An 18,084-nucleotide genomic window follows, 5' to 3' on the forward strand; every position below is an offset into this window, starting at 1 on the left:
TATGCTGATAAAACTTCGTTAATTCTTGTTGCTGAATAAAAAACTCTTGCTGTCTTCGAACTATCCTGAGCGTCCTGTCAATCGAGGCTCCCGCCTCGAGCTCCGCTTCCTGCCGGCCGTCCAGGCCGTCAGGTTCCTGTACCTCAATACAAGTACAAACGCCGTAATTTACTTCCCCATTTACGTCGGAAGGTCGGCCACGATGGCCGAGCTTGAGCTTCGCTGCCCTTCGGGTCAGGGGTTCGGGGACAGAGTCCCTGATTGCAGGATGCAGGAAGAAGTGCGAAGCCACCTCCAATCCACACAATCATTGCAGGCTCAATCAAACTCCCCCTGCAGAAAATCCCCCTGCGCCGTCCGGTATAACCAGAGCTGACGTCCCTTACTAGTCGTCAGCCGGTAGTACACGCGTTCAAGCGAATTCTCCCACCATTCTGAGAAAACAATCTCGCGGTTATCGAGGCTTTCAACCTCATCGACATTGTCATCCCAGCAGATGTGCTTCCCCCAAAAGTGCACCTGGCTTGGCGTCGGAAGCAGACGCAAGGGCCGTTCAGCCAGGCGGTCCACGGGAGGAGGGATCTTCGGCGGCTCGGCCTCCCTCTCCCATGTCTTCTCGGGTATATAACTCTCCCGCATCCGCGCAAAGAAAACTGCTTTCTCTCCAATTCGCGTTGCAACCCGGGAAACAAATTGGAAGAAAGACTCTTCGTTCTCTTCTCGTCGCTGGTTGAAGAGATCCTTTTGGTTCATCGCGTACGGGATCTCTTCGGTGACCACCAACGAGAACTCCGTGATTCGATGCTTGATCGGTTTCGCCGCCACTTGAGCATCGACCATTTCCTTTGCCACTTGCAGAATCACCTTCTGCGAAACATACGGCAATTGCAGGCAGATCGAGATTTTATAATCTTGCTCTGCAGGAGTCAGCGCGTGTTCTTGGCGAAGAATAATATCAAACTGCCGTGCCCGTTTGCCTTTACCTCGCAATCGCAACTGCATACGATCGAGCATCGTCTTCATCTTGAAATAGATCGGCTCGAGATTGTCGACCGGACTTTCCAAGTCAAATTCATGACGCTCCGTAATCACTTCGCTCGGCTTAAACGCTTTCCATGGCACCGGGCTTTCACCCATCACTCGGTAATAAGCCATCAGGCCGACAGTACTGAATCTTGTACTGATCTCACGCACAGAGAACTTTAAGAAATCCTTCAGTGTGCGAACGCCGAGGCTTTTTAAAAGCTCCGTCATTTTTACGACTTTCTGAGTGAGTTCCATTTGTTCTCCGAGAGGATCGAAATAATATTTCAATGTATCAATCGGTAACGCGAGCTTATCCCGTTGATCCAACACCGCAAACGACAAGGCCGTGGGCACGTCCTCGCCGACTCCGATCTTGGCCCGTATTCCCGCTTTCCGCAGAGTGACCAGGGTCCGTTTAATAAAAGTATTCACCGAGTAAAGCCCCAAGCATTTCGATATATCCATGAAGAGGAAGCGATCCCCTCGGGTCATCACCTGAGGAGTTGCGCGGTAAAAAATTTCTGCAAGGGCTTGCAGGTTTTGCGGCTGTTCGAATTCTAAGCATACGACTGTCATCCCATCCTCCTTTTTGTGGTTTCGATATTGAAACCAAGTTTTTTCTTCGAAACCTTTAATTGTAAATTCGGCACCCAGCTTTGATGGAGATCCTCAGACAAAAGAAAAAAGTGGGCCCCGTATCTCTCAGAGAGAAGCTGATAGCGTCTTAAATCTTTTTCGTCAGTGGAACGGTCTACATCGAGATTAGTTACTAAGGCTTGAAAGCATCCTGATTGGAGAGCTTGATTGATACACCAAGCAAGTTGCTTTCCAGCTTCAATAAATAATACATTTTCTGTCTTCACCCCTTTTTGAAAAAGCGCATAGGGGTTGATCGTTAACTCCTTTTCGATCCAGGCCACTTTCATGTCTGGATGTTCTTTCAAAAACAAACTTACTAATTCTGTTTTGCCAAAACCGCTGATTTCAATAATCGAGCCCTTTGGGAAGCCCTCGCGAAACAGAGTAAAATCGCTTTTTTCTCTCTCAAGATGCTGGGCGGAGCCAATAAGCTGCCTTAGCTCCTCGAGAGAGGGCTTCACTAGAACTAAGCTCATATGAGGGTTTACCTATTTGTTATTGAAAGCGCAGCAGTCCGCAGTAAATTCCTGCAATCTTCAGTTGCCGATCCTCTTCCACGATAATGGGCTTGTATTGAGGATTGGCGGAATGTAATTCGACATGATCCCGCTTCTTATAGAAACGCTTGATCGTCGCTTCATCATCAACTTCAGCAACGACGATCTCGCCGTTGGTGGCAGATTCTTGACTGCGAATCACAACGTAATCGCCGTCAAGAATGCCCTCACCGATCATCGAATCCCCAGAAACCTGCAGAGCAAAATACTCGCCAGCTCCTTTTAGCATGCTGAGAGGAACTTCGATGCGTTCGTTAAATTTACGGTTCTCGATAGGGCGGCCAGCGGCCACCTTACCGAGCAGAGGAACCAGGTTCCCCTCTTTGTGAACGGTCAGACTCTGAGAAAGATGACGCTCTTTGGTCAGGTAACCTTTCTTTGTCAAAGCTTCGACGTAGTGCTGTACCGAAGACTTTGTCGCATAGCCAAAATGCTTCGCGATGGTTTCGTAGGTCGGAGGGAAGCCGTTTTTTTCTTGATACTTCTCGATGTACTCGAGAACTTTCTTTTGATTCGCAGTTAAGTTTTGCATCGCACTCTCCTTACTACTTTCTTCATCACACTTTGCATCTCTGACTCGCTCTTGCGGGCGTCTGCCTTTTAGGAGGCTCTTTCACACTCGTACTTTTAACGCACTTTCGTGCCCGTACATTTCCCGTACTTTGAATATAACCGTACATTTCCCGTACCCGCAAGAGGGGTCTCGTGTTTTTTTTAACTTTTTTCGTAAACCTTTGAAATCACGTGATAGATGCACTACGGTAGGACCTTATGTGTGCACAATACATTGTGAAACTCCAGGCCCTAGATCTAGAAACCCTCTTCGGAATTTCCATTTCGAACGACATTCCCCCCTGGCTTGAGCGGATCACCCCGTACACCAGCGCCCCGGTTTTGACCCACGATGGATTGCACATGATGAACTTCTCTCTGATCCCCTCCTGGGCGACGGAGAAGAAGCAGAAATTCGCCACTTATAATGCACGGATTGAAACAGTGATTGAAAAACCGACGTGGCGAAAACCTTTTGAAGCCAACCGCTGCCTCGTTCCTATCAGCAAATTCGTCGAGCCGATCTATGAGCATGAATACGCCGGCAATATGGTGGCGTTTGAACGCAAAGATCACGAACCCCTTTTTGCTGCAGGAATTTATGATCACTGGATCGACAAAAAAACCGGCGAAGAGATCGCAAGCTTCGCCATTCTGACCTCACCGGCTCTCGAATTCGTTCATCGTATCGGTCATGACCGCAGCCCCATTTTTCTGCCGAAAGAATCTTTCACCGAGTGGACAAAGCCGGAGAAACAAAATCCGCAAAAACTTGTCCAGTACTTACGTGAGCATCGCCTGAACCCGCCGCTCATCGTGGAGAAAGATCGCCCGATGAAAGCCGGCTGGGAAAAACGCAAGCCTCAAGAAAGCAATGCATGAGCCAAGAAATCAAAACTCTTTGGACGGAAAACTACAAAATCAACAGCCTTCTTGTAAATGCCATGGGACGCCTTGGCCTCTATGGAGTTTTGAACCTCATGCAAGAAACCGCGTGGATGCACGCGGAGACTCTCGGTTTCGGCATGAAAGCGATGGAAGAGAAAAATCTTTTCTGGGTTGTGACTCGGCAGACACTCAAAATGACGGAATGGCCTGCATTTGGAAAAACCGTGCAAGTACAAACTTGGTTGAGACCGCCAGAAGGCGCGTTCGTTGCACGTGAATTCCGCATTCTCGATGACAGCGGCAAAGAGATCGGCGCGTGCGTGACATCTTGGCTAGCACTGGATCGCCAAACGAAACGCATCCTCCCCGCTCAAGATCTTTACCCATGGGCTCAGATCGCCCGTCAAGAAGCCACCGGGCTCGTCGCCGATAAAATCCCGGTGGAGGGAACTTACGAAACGCTTGCGAAATTTGGAGTGCGTAACTCCGATCTCGACACCAATCAACATGTCAACAATACGAAGTATGCGCAGTGGATTCTGGATTCCATCCCCTATGATCTCCACCGTTCACTCCGACTGAACTCGTATTCAGTGAATTTCCTAGCAGAGACTCATTTAGGGGACGAAGTCCAAGTCGATCGCAACTGTGAGCATGCGAACGGCTTCACCGCAAATAAAGGAGAATCCTGGTATCGCGGCTTACGAGCAGCCGATGAGAGAGTTCTCTTCACCGCCAAACTCACTTGGGAAAAACGTTAACTAGTTGCGGTTGATGGCCTTGTTTAAGCGAGCCGCAAAGCCGCTGGTAAATTTCGTGATATTTTGTGTGGCTTGCTGAACACAATCAGCGCCTGGGTATGCCGCCTTCACGGTCGAGCTTTGTGTTGCTCCGTCACCTGAGCTGACATTGATAGATGTCGATGAAGATTGAACGCTCTGTTGCTGAAGATCTTCTTTTACAGCCTGCTCAACTGTGTCTTCTTGGGCGGGACTCATAGGCTGAGAGCTTTGGCAAAGACTAGAAACTTCCGGCAATGATTTACAACGGCGCTCAATGAGTTTTTTTGCGAGTTCCGTGCCTTTATATTTCTCTATAAGTTGAAGATCGAGCTTGGCTTTTGATGAATCACTCTGAGCCAAAGCCTGCGAAGCTCCCACAAAAATGAAGGTAAAACTGATTGCAGACATGATGATATTTTTCATTGAATCCCCCCGCATGATAAGCGAACCTGACTAAGGTTGTTGCAAACACGAGACCAACTAAAAAGCGATCTCCACAGACTTTGTTGTTAATTAACTGAACGCGTGTCGAGGATTTTCTAGTCGTGCTAAAACCGAAGCTTGAAAAAATCTTGCTGATTATTATAGTGCTCACTTCAAGCTTCTTCATCTATCGGTACGTTAATAAGCCGCTCCCGAGAAAAATAAAAAAAGCAAATGGACCGTCTCAAGTTGTTGCTCCTCGCAAAGCTATCGTCAATGATGACTCAGAGACAAAAACACCTTCGCCACCTGGTCCCAAAATCACGAACACGCCAATGGTTTCGCCTCAAACTGAGCAGAGCGCTGAATTTAAAAAATACCGAGAGCTTTTAAATAACCCTGCGGCGGGGATGGAGCGCTTGCATTTGATTGAGCTTCTCAAAAAGCAAGAGACACCTGAAAACATCGCGCTCTTTGCGATGAATGAAGTCCTAAACAGTGGACCTGACATCAAATTCTCTGCGCTTGAAAATCACGAACGCCGAAACATCGTCGCTATTGCCTATTCTATGTATCTTGATCAGTGCACGGATTTTAAAATATGTTACCAATACGGGGTCGTTGCAATGGCCCGACACCGGGATCCCGAAACTCGCAATGATCTCTATCAGCAGACGATCGAAAGATACCCCGAGCCCTGGCAGCAGGAGCTACTCGAGAAAGAATTGCGAAATTACGGCCTCAAAGTCACTCAGGGCGCTCCCAAGTAAGCTTGCGTCTCAGTGGAAAATCCCTTACGATGAATTTTCCAGGAAGGACGTACAGCCATGATGAACGGACGCATTCTTATCTACCGCGTATTTGATATCGGCCGCGATGTAAATCTCGAGGCTGCTCAAAAGATTTTTGAGACCACGACAATGGCTCAAAGATTCCGTCTGAATCGTTCTTCCAAAGCCATGATCATCAATAACGCTCCGTTGTCTCTGAATGTCGAGGTCTCGAAGTACGATGCTTTGGGACACCCCCTCGATCTTGAGATCTCGGCAAAGATTTGGCACTTCGGCGCACTTTCGATCACGATGTCTTTTGGAATACCCGAAAGCATGTCATGGAATCGACTGATCGAGCTCGGCAATTTCCTCGAAAATGATAACAACCTCGATTTGCTCGCCAGACAAAAAGTGGAACAGATTCTTCTGACGATGAACCCCGAGCGCGTGCAAACCACAAACTGGGAAACTTACGAAGACTACATCTGTTACTTCTTCCGCAAATTGGATGGCTGCGAAAAAAATGCGATGGAAATCTTTAACCGCTATGACATCTTCCGCTTAATCCTGTCGGAGAATAACGAGAATCTGTCGGAGCAAACAAAGAAGACCATCTTAGACAGCACCTTCCAGTACAGCAACGATGACCTTGCGGTGATTGATTGGAACTCGGCTTTGATTATCGAACCCTCAGGCTCGCTGGATATTGTGGATGTGATTGAGTTCTCACTCTGCCAGCTGCTTGAGATGCGCCACTACGACGATTTGCTCGATGAAAAGCTGACCTACTTGTACAACGCCCTTGAAAAACAAAAATTCAACATCTTCCAAAGTTATTACAACAAGCTTTCGAAAGAAGCCGCAAAGTTTTACCTGGATATCGCGGACACCGTCGAGAGTGTTGAGAACAGCATGAAAGTCGTGGGGGATTTTTATCTTGCCAAGATCTTCCGTGCGGCTTCTCAGCGCTTCCGCTTTAAAGACTGGCAGGACAGTGTCAATCAGAAGCTCGAGAACTTAGCGCAGATTTCAAAGATCTTCGTCTCGGAAGGCAATGAAAAGAAGAACCAGCTTCTCGAGATCATCATTATCGTGCTGATCGCGATCGAAGTGGTTCCTCTGTTCTTTAAGTAAGTCTAACGAATCACTTCAAACTCAAGACCGGCGCTGACTTTGATGCCAGCGTCGTCGATCTGATCGCCGCTGATTGGAACGGACAAAGTCAGTGTTTGAGTATCAAACATGATTGTGCCAGTCATCGCAAAGCCCTTAAAAGCCGCGTGAGCATCTTTATTGCCGTCAGAGTCCCAAAGTTCTAATTCTTTACCACGGAAAGCATTTTTGCTCTTTGCGCCCGCGGTATTGATAAGTTTGACGTCACCAATTTGCGTTCCCCAACCTGCCGGAACTTTGGCATAGAAACGTGCAATCGCCAGAATATCGTTGTCATGAAAATAAGCGATGCTGCCAATATAGTCTTTGCCGTTACGAGTTTTTGGCGCTGTCGGATCGTCGATCTGAGCCATGTAACGATTTCCATTCTGAGTATTCGGAACAGAGATCGTATAAAAATCTTCATCGAGGTAGGTCGCAGGGTTTTTGCCGTTGGCGACGTTGTACAAAGCCGACCGCGTGAAATCGCCACAGCAACCGTATTTGACGGCCTTAATGAGATAATCATTTTCGTAAGCCACTTCTTGAGCATCATTTGTTACGGTCCAAATCGGTGCTGCAAAAAAATCATTCTGCGAACGCGCTTCGATCACGCTTTGCCCCTGAACGCCGTCCATCCCCGTATTGTTTTTCAAATCCGTCGTCACTTTGATAAGAACTTTCTGCAAATATTCCGGCAAATAACCCGTCAGGTATTTCACTTCTTTTTTGTGCACCTCGAGGCCGCCGTTGCCATCTTCCTGAATTTGAATGCTGGATTCAGCTTTATCGCTAAACGCCCTCCCGGCCGCCCAAGCCGTAGCTGCAATCAAAAGTGCGCCACAAATAAGCCCCCATTTGCTCTTTCTCATAGTCCTCCCTTGTTTTTAAGATAGAAGGCGTATAACAAAGACCGTCCACAGACTCAACATCAGTCGAGGCCGGCGCAAAATCCTCTGGCAAAAAGCAGAGCTTAGTACCTGTCCCGTTCCGTTCATGCTAGGATGAAACTTCTTATGATGGATTCCTTTACAAATACAAAGCCACTCAAAGCCCTCTTGGTCGGCGTCCAATTGCCACGAGTCTCCGATGAAGAGATTCAAGGCTCTCTTGCGGAACTGTCCCGTCTTGTTACGACACTGGGTTACAATGTTATCGGACAAACCTCCCAGCGCCGAAGCTCCGAGCGTGGTGCCACCGTTCTCGGCGATGGCAAACTTAAAGAACTCGCGACGTGGACTGGCGGTACCGGCGTTGTCGGCCCGATGGTGGTAAAGAAGAAACATAAAGCCGCCTTGAAATTTGAAAAGAATCAAGAGGACGATGACGACGACGAATCTTCCGAAGATTCTACAGCTGAAGAAGAAGATCTCGATAATAGTTTGGACGAAGCTCCGAAAGAACGTGCCGAAGTCGTGATCTTTGACTGCGATCTTTCGCCGTCTCAGTTGCGCAATTTAGAAAGTGCCACGGGCGTGCAGGTTTTAGACCGCACCGGTGTGATCATTGAAATCTTCAGCCGTCATGCGCGCACTCGCGCGGCCCGCTTGCAAGTTGAAATCGCACGACTCACCTACGTGGCTCCTCGCCTGCGCGAAACCGGCGGTGGCGAAGACCGCGGCGGTGGTGGTGTCGGCGGCAAAGGCGCCGGCGAGTCCACGGTGGAACTGGATCGCCGCAAAATCCGCGATCGCATTAAGGAGCTTAAACAGGAACTTTCGTCGATCTCACAAGAGCACGACACTCGCCGGGCCCGCCGCGGTCAGGAAATTTCTGTGGCGCTTGTCGGCTACACCAACGCCGGCAAGTCTTCATTGATGCGGGCCCTGACCGGCAGCGAAGTGCTTGTCGCCGATAAACTTTTTGCAACACTTGATACAACGGTGCGTGTTCTTTATCCTGAATCCGTGCCGCGTATTTTAATCTCAGACACCGTCGGATTTATCAAAAAACTGCCGCATGATCTCGTAGCTTCATTCAAATCCACACTTGATGAAGCTCTGAACGCCTCTTTGCTGCTTTACACAGTGGATTCCTCGGACCCGACCTTTCGCTCGCAGTTAGAAGTTACGAAAAACGTTCTTGGCGAGGTCGGTGCAAGCGAAATTCAAAGTTTACTCATTCTTAACAAAGTCGACCGTCTGTCAAAAGATGAACGAACAAAACTTGAACAAGAATTTCCCGACGCCCACTTCATGTCGGCAACAAATCCGAAAGATGTGGCCGAATTGCGCCTAAAGCTCATCAGCTATTTCGAAACTGACATGGTCGATGAAGATCTGCTGGTTCCCTATAATGTTCAGGGCGCCATCGGCGAAATCCGTGCAAAAATGCGCGTCCTTGGTGAGTCTTATGACGGTCAAGGCGTGACTCTTAAAGTTCGCAGCCATCCTGAGATGCTTGCCAAGATCAAAACACGTTTCGGTCTGTAAGAAACGTGTTTCTGAAAGTTTACAAAAAGTAAAACACGACCTCGAAATGTTTGCCCGCGGAACGGTTTCCGTCTCTGCTAAGTAGATTAGGCCTGATGTGGAAACGACTCGTCCGCTTATGATAAAAGCATGGGAAACATTCGCACACAGCTCACACTCACCGTTTTTTTTTCGACATCTCTTTGGCTCACGGGCGCCCATGCACATCTCATTCCATTTTCATTTTGGAAAAAAACTGGCAACCCGGTCTATGTCGTCCTCACTTCGGGGACAAGTTGGACCGTGCCCGCCGACTGGAATAGCAGCAACAACACGATTCACTGTATCGGTGGCGGCGGCGGTGGCGCCAATCGCAGCAGCGGCCGTGCCGCCGGTGGTGGTGGCGGAGCTTATGCAAAAATCTCTAACGTCACACTGACTCCGGGAGCCAGCATTCCTTACTCCATCGGCGCCGGCGGGACCGGCGGCGTGTTTAGCGGCACCACAGCTGGTGGCGCTGGTGGTGATACTTCCTTCAACAGCGGCGCTTGTCTTGCCAAAGGTGGCAGCGGCGGCAACGGCACCACCGGTGGAGCCGGCGGCCTGAGTGCATCCTCCGTCGGCGATCAAACAAATGCCGGAGGAACTGGCAATAATGGCACGAGCGGGGATGGCGGCGGCGGCGGATCTGGCGGGCCTAACGGTGTTGGCAGCACCGGAGGTTCCGGCGGAAGCCAAACAGGTGGTGGCGGCGGAGGAGGAGGCGGTGGCCAAGTCGGCGGAAACGGCGATAGCGGCACCTACCCGAATGAACACGGCGGCACAGGTGGAACCAATTACGCGGGCGCTGGTGGCGGTAACGGCGGCAGCAGCGGCGGCAACGGAACTGCAGGAACTGTCGGCGGCGGCGGTGGTGGCGGCGGCTACATCGGCACCGGCGGTAAAGGCGGTGCTGGAAATGACTTAACGACTTCTCCTTCAGTTGCTGGGAGTGGCGGCGGCGGAGGAGGCGGGGCCGGTGGTGGTGGCGGCGGAGCCGGTGGAAATTATGGTGGCGGAGGCGGCGGCGGAGATAGCGGCTCTAACGGCGGCGCCGGTGCTAAAGGCGTCATCGTCATTGTTTATACTCCTTGAGAAACACTCTCTTAGAGAAATTTGTTCACTTGCGGAACGAAGAGACCATGACTGTCCACTCGAAAATTGACAAGGGTTTGTCCGCGAGGCAGATCAACATTCATGGCGCAAAAATCAGATGGATATCGTAAATTTCTCCTCGACGAACTTCGTCGTCGTGAACGCAATAACCCCGCTTACTCACTCAGAGCTTTTGCTCGCGACTTGAATGTTTCAGCTTCGCGTCTCAGCGAAGTTTTCAGCGGCAAGTGCGGCATTTCCCGCAAACGTGCTTTGGATTTTTCGAAAAAGCTGCGTTTAACTTCCGAGGACGAAGCGATCTTCATCGACATGGTCGACCTTGAACACACTCGCAGCCAGTTGTCGCGCAAATGGGCTGAGGAACGCCTGCGAGCAAAACTTCTCGATGCGAAAGCTCTTCGCGAAGAAGAGCTCTCGGCACTTTCTGAATGGTACTACCTCCCCCTGATTGAGTTGCTACAAACTAGCAATGTCGCCTCAACGCCTGAGTTTATTGCTACCCGCCTCGGCATCACCCCAGAGCAAGCGACAAAAGCGATTGAAACTCTGTTGGAAATGAATTTGGTTGCTTGGCGTGAAGGACGCCTCGTTCCGGCTCAACCGGATCGCTCGATCACTCCGACGATCCCAACACCGGCATTGCGAGAGCACAACAAACGCTATTTGCAAATGGCAGGAAACGCGATCGAAAGCAAACCTCTGCCAGAGCGCGATTTCTCAACGATGATCATGGCGATTGATAAATCCAAAATGGAATTGGCAAAAGAACGTATTCGTACTTTCCGCCGTGAACTCATGAAAGAGCTAGAAGCTCTGCCAAACAAAGACGCTGTTTACTGCCTGTCGATGGGGTTCTTTGAAGTTACGGAGACCGCGAAATGAAATTCCTAGCCACACTCCTCGTTCTGCTCCTCGCAACCCACTCTTTTGCCGGCACCGAGCTTGGTGATGGTGGTGGCGGTGTTTTCAAAGATGGCCGCTACATGACTTATCACTCGGCCCGCATTCCGATTAAGACGGCACCTTCGACGATCGCGCAAATCCCCGGTATGAGCCTGCTTTTGCAGCGCATGACTTCAGCTCCAATTCTCGATGCGGCAAAGACTCAAATTCTTTCTGCGATCATTCCTTCTGGAAACCGTGAGTATCACGCCGTGCCTGCCGAGTCGCTCAACCCCGAGCTTCGTCAGAGCATCACCGAGCAGTACGCGCAGATCTTTCACTGCGACCCGAGCGAAGTTGTCCTGTTCGCTGTAACAGACCCGGTCAGCAAAACCACAGCTTTGTTTCCGGAATTTTTTAAGCTCACTGATACCGAGCAAGCGGCGATCCTATTCCACGAAACGATGTGGGTCCTCGGCAAAAGCTTTACCTATCAGGATGTTCTGGGTTTAGAGGGAGCTGCTCAGGCTTACTTTGAAAATCCTCAGAACGGTGATGCATTCTATAATTTCTTTTATAAGTTTTCGACGACGATTGATTCAGGTTTCAAAAACTTTTTGATTGCGACACTTCAATTCGACCGTCAAAATCCTGCCACATCCCTTGCAAAGGGCGATGGCAAAATCTCTTTGCAGGAACTCTTCGGCGAAAAATGGCTGAACTGCATTTTGTTCGGCGACACGAAATGCAAAGACATCTTGCTGCCGGATCTTTTGCAGAAATCACAGCAAGATCCAGCCTCGCTTTTCCGCCGCGCCCTGGTTGAGTTTGCAATCCGCTCAAAGAGTCAAATCATGGCCACTCGCCTGATTGGCTACGTCGGAAGCGACTCCTCTGCGCCCACAGTGAAGCTGATTTTGCAAAAAGGTTTCTATATTGACACCAATGACCTTGGGTTATCAATCCCCGGCGGACTCTTAGAATTCCCAATTCTTGTGGGAAAAGACGGCCCGAAAATCGCCGCGGTTGAGTTTTTCTACTAAGGCAGATACACGGCGATTTGTTTTAGCACGCGTTCAATGAAATCCTCTTGGGTGGCTTCAATTTTCTCTTTGGAGCTATCCGATGGAATGTCGATCGAAATCAGCTCTTTGATTCTTGCGACTTTCCCATAGCCATTTTCCAAAAAACCTAAATCCAAAAGCGCGCATTTCATGCGAATGCGTTTTGCATCCGTGTATTGAGCAATATCGACTTGCTGGCGCTTCCCGATACGGAAAGACAGCAAAGCCCAGTGGTCGGTGTTCATAAAGCGCTGATAAGGGGAATCTGAGCCTACACGCGCGGCCACCGTAATCTCAGGCACTCCTTTTGACACGATCAATTTTAGGACCTCTGAAGACAGCGCATAAAAACTGAGTTTCGGCACAAGCTCCATCTGTTCCCAAAACGGCGGATTACGAGGATCGCTGTTCGCAATCGAGACGACAATTTCTTTCTTGAAAAGATTTGTCAGATCCGAAGTCAGAATTCCCAAATGCACAGCCAGAGAATTTTTCCAGCTGTCTGTGATACGGAAGCGAGCCTCCGGATAAAAAACCGCACATAGTTCGTTGAAAGAAAATTTATAACGACATTGATTGCCGGGATCTTGAATCGTGATTTGCGCGGAATCTTCATGCCCGTCGCCGCTCACGATTTTTGCGAATGAAACTTTTTGAGGCGCAAAAATATCAATCGTGCGGGTCACTGCTGCCGGAGCCACATCTAGATTGTATTCGTGGCTGGTTCTTAGAAAATGAATCGGTGACTGCACTTTTGAACAAAATTCTTCTAAAATGACGGCGTCAAACTCATTTGAAAGCACCTGATCGATAGATTTGCCAAGTTCTTGCATTTGCATGTTAAGACTTTTACATTGAATGACTCCGTTGTCTACCTAACCTCGGCACGCGGCAGTAGGACTTTAGCCTCCCATGAAGATACTTTTTCAAGACGAACATTTTTTTGCTATCGATAAACCCGCGGGCCATTTTGTTCATCCACCCGAGCGTTCACGCTACCCTGTTCCCAGAGAGAAAATCAGCCTCTACACACTTCGCGAAATGATGAAAAAAGAAGTGTTTCCTGCTCATCGCCTCGATGCTCCTACCAGTGGAGTCGTGTTATTTGCTATGTCGCGGGAGGCCGCAAGCGAACTAGGCCGACTTTTCATGGAACGCCGGATTCAAAAAACTTATCACGCGGTGGCTCGTGGACACGTGGCTGAGGAGGGAGTTATCGAGATCCCACTGGAAATCGCGGGATTCGATCATTTGATGGAGTCTAAGACTGTCTTTAAGCGACTTAGGACCATTGAGCTCCCATTCCCGGTCGGGAAAAAATATCCGACCGCACGTTACTCCCTCGTTGAGGTGAACCCGGTCACAGGCCGCTGGCATCAGATTCGCCGTCATTTTGATCGCGTTGCCCATCCCCTCTTGGGTGATATTGAACATGGTGACTCTCATCACAATCGCTTTTTTAGGGATGAGTTGAAAATCCAAGGTCTTTGCCTCAGAGCATCCTGCCTGCAATTCACACACCCATGGACCGGTAAAGAAATGAAAATTGAAGCTGAAGCTTGTGAAAAGTGGAATAAAATTTATTCCCTCTTTGAGCATTCCTAGACATACTGGATCCATGCGATCAGTAAGACTTGTTCCCATCATCATTGTTCTAAATATTTTGGTCTTTCTCATGTGGTCTACCGGAGGCGATGAACGTCTGTGGTTCATGCACAATAACTTCGCGGTCAGCTGGGAAGCTCTTCAACAAGGGCGATGGTGGGTGCTGGTCACCTCTGTTTTTTCTCATGAAATGTTTTTTCACTTGTTACTGAACATGTATGTGCTGAATGGCTTTGGCGATGCGATCGAATCTATCTTAGGAGCCAAAAGATTTTTCGTGTTCTACATGGCGGCGGGCATCTTTAGTTCTTTTGCCCACGCCGCGGTTTCGGCATTTCTTCTTGGCAAACCGGAACTTCCTGCGGTCGGTGCTTCCGGCGCCATTGCCGCCGTCTTGATTTTATTTTGCCTGCTTTACCCTAAAGAAAAGTTATTGCTATTTGGTATCATTCCACTGCCGGCAATGTGGGGCGCACTGGCTTTTGTCGGTTTAGATGTGTGGGGACTTATCAGCCAGGCTGAGGGCGGAGGCTTACCTATCGGTCACGGAGCGCATTTAGGTGGCGCTCTATTCGGACTGATTGCTTATTTCATTTTGCGTCCCCGCCTTGTTCGTGTTCAAAGATAAACACACTTATCAAGCCGCACAAAATAAATGAGGGAAGAACTTTTGTCTTCCCTCATCCGCTACCGAACTATTAAGCGTTTTGGTTATCAAAGAAACCGTTCGTGTTTTAAACTAGGGCTTTAAGTTATCCATTTTACGCTTTCACAGTAGCTTTCTTTCAAGAATGAGTATGCCCGTTTTGCGCAGCTCACTTCAAGCCTAAAAAGCATAAACAACGATCCTCTTTTCGCGATTTCTTAAGCCGCTTTATCACGTAGCAAACTCTCACACCGCTCGATGATCGTGGCCCGGATATTTTCTCTGTGCTTCACCAAATCCGGGTGCTGTGCGGTTTGTACGATCCGATACAGATTAATCGCCCGCTGTAATTCAATCAGGCGTTGCTTCTGCGGACCGCGTGAGAGTGGAAATTTCGGAATCGAAGCCGATGCGAACGCTGCCTTATGAACAGCGATCGTCCAATCGATCTCGGTTTGAGTTAAATAGATGGTCGGATAAAAACCTTTTTCCTGAGCTTCATGATCCGCTTCACGAATTTGCGCATTCAACCAACGCAGCTCGCGCAAAATAGCGTTCAATTCAGAATCGTATTTTTTGCCGAAGACTTTGTAGACGATTTTTTTCCAGGCATCACAGAAATCTTCGAATTCGATATTCTGATCTTTTTCAAAGTGCGGAGGATTCGTGATGTAGTTCAATGTTTTTGTGAACACATCTTCAGAAATAATCACACTGTTCGTTTTGTAGCCAACGCGCACGAGGTGATGAGCCCAACTTGCAATATCAATCAATGATTTATTACTCACAAGCGCCGTTCTGAAAGTTAAATGAAAATCAGCGTAGACTTCGCTACCCATAGGCCGTTCAAGACAAGCATCAAAAAAGCTCTTCTTTCGCTCTGCTTTCGGCATTGCGAAAAAGTCGCGTAAGTGATTGGAAAATTTCTCGAAAGTGCCCGTCCAGAGCCTCTCGGTCTGACAGGTTTTATAGAGGTGAAAGGCCTTCATGGCGCTCGGCTCCGCCTCATCAAGAAGACCGTTGATCCGTTCAACCAGCATACGTGGGAAAGCATTCCATAGCTCTGTGATCATGCTTCCATTTTACCTCGACCCGCGACAAAACTCGAACTTTGGTATTTTGTCGAAGGAGTGGACGCTTTTCTCAGAGTGAGAAACGAGGCGCTCCCATTGAAATTTCAAAAGAAAAATCGATACAAAATCTGCCAATTGACCGGAGTGTTTCGCTGGGTAATTATTCTGCAAAACACTGAACTGGGAGGATTTAATATGAAAACATTGATCGCTATGATCGCTGTTCTTTTCGCTGCTGGCACTGCTAGCGCTTTGGAATCACACTACGGTACAATTTCTTACCAAGGTGGCAAATACAACTGTTCTTACACTAACAACGGTGGCGCTAAGAACTTCAAATGGGTTTACTTCGCTGTTGAAAGACGCGCTGGTAAAGACCGTGATGTGTCTGCTCAATACAAAGTAGACCAAGTTGTACAACCAGGTGAGACAATCACTGTTGCTTCTGACTTCGGCGGCAACTACGCTGGTTGGTACTGCAAGTTCCTCGCTCGCTAGTTTTTAACTCGCGCAGACGAAAACTATAAAGCCGGAGCAGGTCTCCGGCTTTTTTATTTCTGAGAGCTATTACGGAAAGCGTCCCATATCGAATTCTTTGCGGGCCTGAATCGAGCCAATAAATTCATCGCTAAAGCGAGCGACGTCATTCCATTTCGTGAACTCATAGTCTCTATGCGTGTCGGGTATGTCACCCGATCTCATCGCAAACCACTTCATCACGGACTTTAAGAGCCAATTGTAGCGCGTAAATCGAACCGCTCCAGCAAAGACCTTACGGCGTTTCGGATACCACCCTGTCTTCTTAAAGAAGTTCTCTGAAATCATCAAAAGATCACGTTGTGACCTTTCGTCTTTTCTTAGGACCTCCATACAGACCGAGAAAAAGGCCGAGGGTTTGCGGTTTAAGTTTTCTGAGTGATCGATCACCCACTGGCGCAGTTTGCGCGGATAGCTGCGCATATAGATCGGAGCACCGACAATCACGCCATCATAGTTAGAAAACGCCACCGCCCGCAGATGACGAGCATTCATCATCTCGACCGTATGACCTTGGGAGTTCATACGATCACAGAGGTACTTGGCAATTTTGTGGGTTTGACCGTACTTGGATTCGTAGACGATGAGAATTCGGACCGCCATAAAGCCTCCTCACGGATCTTCGAGGACCTCTTGATTATAATCCAAGAGGCCCCGCAGAAAACCGGTGTTTTAGCAAAGACGGCCGACAAATTAGTGTTTAACCGGAGCTTCAGAAACCTGACGATGGATAAAGTACATCATGATCAGTGCAACAATCGCGATCACCACCATCACATAGCCAAGTGTATCGAAATGCTCAAGCACACCGTCTTTTCCTTCAACGACGATAAGGCCCGCAACCACCGACGCAAGGCCGCCGGCGATCTGTTGCAACGAAGAACTCACGGACATGAAGGCCCCGCGATTTGCCGGATCGGGAATCGCCGACATCAGCGCTTGTGAAGGAATCATGCGCGAGAAGATTGACACAAACATGATCACGTTCACAATGATCACCGTCATGATCGGCGTGATGCCAAGATTTGTGTAGATCACCACCATGATCATGCTGAGAACGCTGCCAAAGACAAACGTATTAAACTTGCCAAAGGAATCACTCGCGCGTCCCACCAACGGACCGATAAAGATCGTCAAAATACCTGTCACGAGATAGATCATCGGCAGCTGATCCATATGGATGCCAAGATTTTTCACCGTAAAAGTACTACCGAAGGGCATCAGCATGTAGCCACCAATGGAAAGCATCGCCGTCACCATAAACGCAAAAAGATACTTCGGATAAGTCACCGTCGACACCAAGTGCTTCACGGCACTGCGATCTGATTGCAGCTTTAAATGCTCATCAATCGGTTTCATGTACATCACGATGGCGACACCGACAATTGCACTCACTGCCACGATCATTAAGAACGGTGCGTGCCAGCCCCACAGGTTTGAAAAATACAAACCCGCCGGAATTCCCAGAATCTGACTAGCGGCGAAGGCTGTTTGCATCAAGCCCATCACCCGACCACGCATCTCGAGCGGAAATAAATCCGTGACGATTGCAAAAGAGACCGAGCCAATCACCCCGCCAAAAAGCCCCGTGATCAATCGAGCCGCCACCAGGAACTCAAACGTCGGCGCAAGACCGCAGAAAAGAGTGCCTAAGATAAAGCCACCATAGAAAAATAACAGCAGCTTTTTTCTGTCATAGCGATCGGCGAAGCCCGCCGCCAGCAATCCTGAAATCCCCGCACTGAAGGCATAGACCGACACCACCACGCCGAATTGTGACGGCGTGATCTTCAGCGCAGGCATCAGCATCGCCCCAAGCGGAGAGATGATCATGAAGTCCAGAATAATAGTAAATTGAAGGAAGGCCAGAAGTGCGACAACGAACTTCTGGTATCCCGTAAACTTATTTGTCATTTGAG

Annotated in this window: 20 protein-coding genes; 11 read left to right on the plus strand and 9 right to left on the minus strand. The window is 48.9% G+C overall.

Features of this window, described 5'->3' with window-relative positions; all coding sequences use genetic code 11:
- Positions 1–318: 318 nt before the first annotated feature.
- From JSU04_10420 to lexA, 3 genes are read right to left on the minus strand one after another with little or no spacing between them, the layout of a single operon-like run.
- Complete coding sequence (locus JSU04_10420) at positions 319–1,602, minus strand: hypothetical protein (GenBank protein ID MBS1970714.1); 1,284 nt, start codon at positions 1,600–1,602, stop codon at positions 319–321.
- A complete protein-coding gene (locus tag JSU04_10425) occupies positions 1,599–2,141 on the minus strand; it encodes a hypothetical protein (GenBank protein ID MBS1970715.1) in 543 nt (180 codons plus the stop codon). Before JSU04_10425 ends, JSU04_10420 begins: the two co-directional genes overlap by 4 nt.
- A 19-nt stretch (positions 2,142–2,160) precedes the next feature.
- Positions 2,161–2,754 carry a transcriptional repressor LexA gene (lexA, locus tag JSU04_10430; protein MBS1970716.1) on the minus strand — a complete coding sequence of 198 codons (594 nt, stop codon included), beginning with the start codon at positions 2,752–2,754 and terminating at the stop codon, positions 2,161–2,163.
- A 239-nt stretch (positions 2,755–2,993) separates the two neighbouring features.
- Here lexA and JSU04_10435 point away from each other — a divergent pair, with 239 nt between their 5' ends.
- On the plus strand, positions 2,994–3,656 hold the full coding sequence (locus JSU04_10435; GenBank protein ID MBS1970717.1) for an SOS response-associated peptidase family protein: 663 nt from the start codon (positions 2,994–2,996) through the stop codon (positions 3,654–3,656).
- A complete protein-coding gene (locus JSU04_10440) occupies positions 3,653–4,423 on the plus strand; it encodes an acyl-[acyl-carrier-protein] thioesterase (protein ID MBS1970718.1) in 771 nt (256 codons plus the stop codon). The genes JSU04_10435 and JSU04_10440 overlap by 4 nt, the downstream gene beginning before the upstream one ends.
- Here the strand turns inward: JSU04_10440 and JSU04_10445 are convergent, their stop codons facing one another.
- The gene (locus tag JSU04_10445; GenBank protein MBS1970719.1) at positions 4,424–4,867 is read right to left on the minus strand and encodes a hypothetical protein; all 444 of its coding nucleotides are present in this window, start codon (positions 4,865–4,867) and stop codon (positions 4,424–4,426) included. It abuts the gene before it with no gap.
- 122 nt (positions 4,868–4,989) lie between these two features.
- Here JSU04_10445 and JSU04_10450 point away from each other — a divergent pair, with 122 nt between their 5' ends.
- Positions 4,990–5,637 carry a hypothetical protein gene (locus JSU04_10450; protein MBS1970720.1) on the plus strand — a complete coding sequence of 216 codons (648 nt, stop codon included), beginning with the start codon at positions 4,990–4,992 and terminating at the stop codon, positions 5,635–5,637.
- Between the two features lie 57 nt (positions 5,638–5,694).
- Positions 5,695–6,774 (plus strand): hypothetical protein, encoded by a 1,080-nt coding sequence (locus tag JSU04_10455; GenBank protein ID MBS1970721.1) that lies wholly within the window; start codon positions 5,695–5,697, stop codon positions 6,772–6,774.
- A 2-nt stretch (positions 6,775–6,776) separates the two neighbouring features.
- Here JSU04_10455 and JSU04_10460 read toward each other — a convergent pair whose 3' ends face one another.
- Complete coding sequence (locus JSU04_10460; protein ID MBS1970722.1) at positions 6,777–7,664, minus strand: hypothetical protein; 888 nt, start codon at positions 7,662–7,664, stop codon at positions 6,777–6,779.
- A gap of 147 nt (positions 7,665–7,811) precedes the next feature.
- Here JSU04_10460 and hflX point away from each other — a divergent pair, with 147 nt between their 5' ends.
- The 4 genes from hflX to JSU04_10480 all read left to right on the plus strand — a co-directional run bounded on the left by hflX (position 7,812) and on the right by JSU04_10480 (position 12,283).
- The gene (hflX, locus tag JSU04_10465; GenBank protein ID MBS1970723.1) at positions 7,812–9,224 is read left to right on the plus strand and encodes a GTPase HflX; all 1,413 of its coding nucleotides are present in this window, start codon (positions 7,812–7,814) and stop codon (positions 9,222–9,224) included.
- Between the two features lie 129 nt (positions 9,225–9,353).
- Positions 9,354–10,337: a hypothetical protein gene (locus JSU04_10470; protein ID MBS1970724.1), complete on the plus strand. Its 984-nt coding sequence runs from the start codon at positions 9,354–9,356 to the stop codon at positions 10,335–10,337.
- A gap of 102 nt (positions 10,338–10,439) precedes the next feature.
- Positions 10,440–11,240: a TIGR02147 family protein gene (locus tag JSU04_10475; protein ID MBS1970725.1), complete on the plus strand. Its 801-nt coding sequence runs from the start codon at positions 10,440–10,442 to the stop codon at positions 11,238–11,240.
- Positions 11,237–12,283, plus strand: coding sequence for a hypothetical protein (locus JSU04_10480; protein ID MBS1970726.1), 1,047 nt, complete (start codon positions 11,237–11,239; stop codon positions 12,281–12,283). Before JSU04_10475 ends, JSU04_10480 begins: the two co-directional genes overlap by 4 nt.
- Here the strand turns inward: JSU04_10480 and JSU04_10485 are convergent.
- Positions 12,280–13,143 (minus strand): hypothetical protein, encoded by an 864-nt coding sequence (locus JSU04_10485; protein MBS1970727.1) that lies wholly within the window; start codon positions 13,141–13,143, stop codon positions 12,280–12,282. The two genes, JSU04_10480 and JSU04_10485, sit on opposite strands and share 4 nt — an antisense overlap.
- 73 nt (positions 13,144–13,216) lie before the next feature.
- Between JSU04_10485 and JSU04_10490 the strand changes: the two genes are divergently transcribed.
- Entirely contained in the window at positions 13,217–13,909 is a 693-nt protein-coding gene (locus tag JSU04_10490; protein MBS1970728.1) for a tRNA pseudouridine(65) synthase TruC, read from the plus strand.
- A 13-nt stretch (positions 13,910–13,922) separates the two neighbouring features.
- On the plus strand, positions 13,923–14,537 hold the full coding sequence (locus tag JSU04_10495) for a rhomboid family intramembrane serine protease (GenBank protein MBS1970729.1): 615 nt from the start codon (positions 13,923–13,925) through the stop codon (positions 14,535–14,537).
- A 236-nt stretch (positions 14,538–14,773) separates the two neighbouring features.
- Here the strand turns inward: JSU04_10495 and JSU04_10500 are convergent, their stop codons facing one another.
- The gene (locus JSU04_10500) at positions 14,774–15,628 is read right to left on the minus strand and encodes a hypothetical protein (GenBank protein ID MBS1970730.1); all 855 of its coding nucleotides are present in this window, start codon (positions 15,626–15,628) and stop codon (positions 14,774–14,776) included.
- 195 nt (positions 15,629–15,823) lie between these two features.
- Between JSU04_10500 and JSU04_10505 the strand changes: the two genes are divergently transcribed.
- On the plus strand, positions 15,824–16,126 hold the full coding sequence (locus JSU04_10505) for a hypothetical protein (protein MBS1970731.1): 303 nt from the start codon (positions 15,824–15,826) through the stop codon (positions 16,124–16,126).
- A 69-nt stretch (positions 16,127–16,195) separates the two neighbouring features.
- On the opposite strand, the gene JSU04_10510 is transcribed toward JSU04_10505, so the two are convergent.
- Positions 16,196–16,768, minus strand: a complete 573-nt coding sequence (locus JSU04_10510) for a flavodoxin domain-containing protein (protein ID MBS1970732.1) — start codon at positions 16,766–16,768, stop codon at positions 16,196–16,198.
- A 90-nt stretch (positions 16,769–16,858) separates the two neighbouring features.
- The gene (locus JSU04_10515) at positions 16,859–18,079 is read right to left on the minus strand and encodes an MFS transporter (protein ID MBS1970733.1); all 1,221 of its coding nucleotides are present in this window, start codon (positions 18,077–18,079) and stop codon (positions 16,859–16,861) included.
- Between the last annotated feature and the right edge of the window lie 5 nt (positions 18,080–18,084).

It is taken from the genome of Bdellovibrionales bacterium (assembly GCA_018266295.1).
Taxonomy (GTDB): Bacteria; Bdellovibrionota; Bdellovibrionia; order Bdellovibrionales; family Bdellovibrionaceae; genus JACMRP01.

What these genes read in the sequence shown, in the direction of transcription:
- JSU04_10510 (MBS1970732.1), bottom strand. Translation starts at nt 16,768, where the DNA reads ATGGCGGTCCGAATTCTCATCGTCTACGAATCCAAGTACGGTCAAACC.
- JSU04_10470 (MBS1970724.1), top strand. Translation starts at nt 9,354, where the DNA reads ATGGGAAACATTCGCACACAGCTCACACTCACCGTTTTTTTTTCGACA.
- JSU04_10505 (MBS1970731.1), top strand. Translation starts at nt 15,824, where the DNA reads ATGAAAACATTGATCGCTATGATCGCTGTTCTTTTCGCTGCTGGCACT.
- JSU04_10495 (MBS1970729.1), top strand. Translation starts at nt 13,923, where the DNA reads ATGCGATCAGTAAGACTTGTTCCCATCATCATTGTTCTAAATATTTTG.
- JSU04_10440 (MBS1970718.1), top strand. Translation starts at nt 3,653, where the DNA reads ATGAGCCAAGAAATCAAAACTCTTTGGACGGAAAACTACAAAATCAAC.
- JSU04_10455 (MBS1970721.1), top strand. Translation starts at nt 5,695, where the DNA reads ATGATGAACGGACGCATTCTTATCTACCGCGTATTTGATATCGGCCGC.
- JSU04_10475 (MBS1970725.1), top strand. Translation starts at nt 10,440, where the DNA reads ATGGCGCAAAAATCAGATGGATATCGTAAATTTCTCCTCGACGAACTT.
- JSU04_10460 (MBS1970722.1), bottom strand. Translation starts at nt 7,664, where the DNA reads ATGAGAAAGAGCAAATGGGGGCTTATTTGTGGCGCACTTTTGATTGCA.
- JSU04_10425 (MBS1970715.1), bottom strand. Translation starts at nt 2,141, where the DNA reads ATGAGCTTAGTTCTAGTGAAGCCCTCTCTCGAGGAGCTAAGGCAGCTT.
- JSU04_10515 (MBS1970733.1), bottom strand. Translation starts at nt 18,079, where the DNA reads ATGACAAATAAGTTTACGGGATACCAGAAGTTCGTTGTCGCACTTCTG.
- JSU04_10435 (MBS1970717.1), top strand. Translation starts at nt 2,994, where the DNA reads ATGTGTGCACAATACATTGTGAAACTCCAGGCCCTAGATCTAGAAACC.
- JSU04_10500 (MBS1970730.1), bottom strand. Translation starts at nt 15,628, where the DNA reads ATGATCACAGAGCTATGGAATGCTTTCCCACGTATGCTGGTTGAACGG.
- JSU04_10445 (MBS1970719.1), bottom strand. Translation starts at nt 4,867, where the DNA reads ATGAAAAATATCATCATGTCTGCAATCAGTTTTACCTTCATTTTTGTG.
- JSU04_10485 (MBS1970727.1), bottom strand. Translation starts at nt 13,143, where the DNA reads ATGCAAATGCAAGAACTTGGCAAATCTATCGATCAGGTGCTTTCAAAT.
- JSU04_10480 (MBS1970726.1), top strand. Translation starts at nt 11,237, where the DNA reads ATGAAATTCCTAGCCACACTCCTCGTTCTGCTCCTCGCAACCCACTCT.
- hflX (MBS1970723.1), top strand. Translation starts at nt 7,812, where the DNA reads ATGGATTCCTTTACAAATACAAAGCCACTCAAAGCCCTCTTGGTCGGC.
- lexA (MBS1970716.1), bottom strand. Translation starts at nt 2,754, where the DNA reads ATGCAAAACTTAACTGCGAATCAAAAGAAAGTTCTCGAGTACATCGAG.
- JSU04_10490 (MBS1970728.1), top strand. Translation starts at nt 13,217, where the DNA reads ATGAAGATACTTTTTCAAGACGAACATTTTTTTGCTATCGATAAACCC.
- JSU04_10420 (MBS1970714.1), bottom strand. Translation starts at nt 1,602, where the DNA reads ATGACAGTCGTATGCTTAGAATTCGAACAGCCGCAAAACCTGCAAGCC.